The sequence below is a fragment of the Microcystis sp. LEGE 08355 genome (assembly GCF_015207185.1).
Classification (GTDB): Bacteria; Cyanobacteriota; Cyanobacteriia; order Cyanobacteriales; family Microcystaceae; genus Microcystis; species Microcystis panniformis.
On sequence record NZ_JADEXI010000948.1, the window covers coordinates 1 to 1,073 of the forward strand.

1 protein-coding gene is annotated in these 1,073 nt (G+C 43.6%); it reads right to left on the reverse strand.

What is annotated here, in order from left to right:
- Positions 1-114 precede the first annotated feature (114 nt).
- Complete coding sequence (locus IQ242_RS25510) at positions 115-891, reverse strand: DUF5131 family protein (protein WP_193961869.1); 777 nt, start codon at positions 889-891, stop codon at positions 115-117.
- Positions 892-1,073: the final 182 nt, after the last annotated feature.

Below are 1,073 nucleotides of genomic sequence, written 5' to 3' on the forward strand. Positions count from 1 at the left end.
GACAGCTTGGGGAGAGAATACCTCTACTTTTTCAGAAGCAATTCTGTCTAAGCAAGTAATCTCTGTGAACCAAGAATCCCCGTCTCTTTAGAGCGGGGAGTGTCAAATTTCCAGTTAAGCAATAAGCTCTAATTTTTCTGAACGCCTCGCCGATTTAAGTGGGACACTTCCCCATTTTTGGATATGCTGATTCCAGGCATTAGGCATCTCGTCCCAGATTTTATCATCAAGTAATCTACCCCCTGCTTTCGGTGTCCTTCCCCCAACTTGTTTGAAAAAAAATGCTACCCCTGAATTTTGACATTTATCGCAGATATCCCTTGCCCAGTCAAGTTTCATCTGGCGATGTTTTTGCCCGGATTCTCCGCCGACAATAACCCAATCAATGCTAGTTAAATTAAGTTCTAGTGGTCCTAAAAGTGGCTCACATGAAATGAAACGCACTGAAACAGGCACTGTCCGAAGATATTCAATCCGATCTATGTGGTTTTGGTTCTCGACAGATACACCTAGCCAAATGTTTTCTGGAAAATCTAATTGAGACGCTAAATCACCTAAACGGCTTTGTCGCTTTGTTAGAATCTGATATATATGCCAAGGTGTTGAATGAATAACTGAGAAAACTTGTCTGATAAAGTCGAGAGGCACATCATCATGAAAAAGGTCACTCATTGAGTTGACAAAAACTCGACTGGGAGTGCGCCAACGTAAGGGTTCTTCCAATCTTTCTGGATGCAAAGTTAAGCTGAATCCATTGGGAAAGTTTTTGGGAAAACGCTGTGTAATAGCTTCGGCATAACAATGCAGACAGCCAGTGCTAATTTTATCGCACCCGGTTGTTGGATTCCACGTTTTATCAGTCCACTCAATACCAGTGTTTATACTAGACATATTTTAACTCCACAATCTATATCTTTGACATCCTCGCCGCCGTGAAACGGACGGCGATTCCCAAACCTCACGATTTAGGTTTCTGCTTCTTTCCCTTGCGGGGTTCCGCACCTGCCTTAACAGATTCACTCTGTTCTGGTCTTATGGTCGCTCTACAGACTGACACCGCAAGCCCTGCGGCC

What these genes read in the sequence shown, in the direction of transcription:
- IQ242_RS25510 (WP_193961869.1), bottom strand. Translation starts at nt 891, where the DNA reads ATGTCTAGTATAAACACTGGTATTGAGTGGACTGATAAAACGTGGAAT.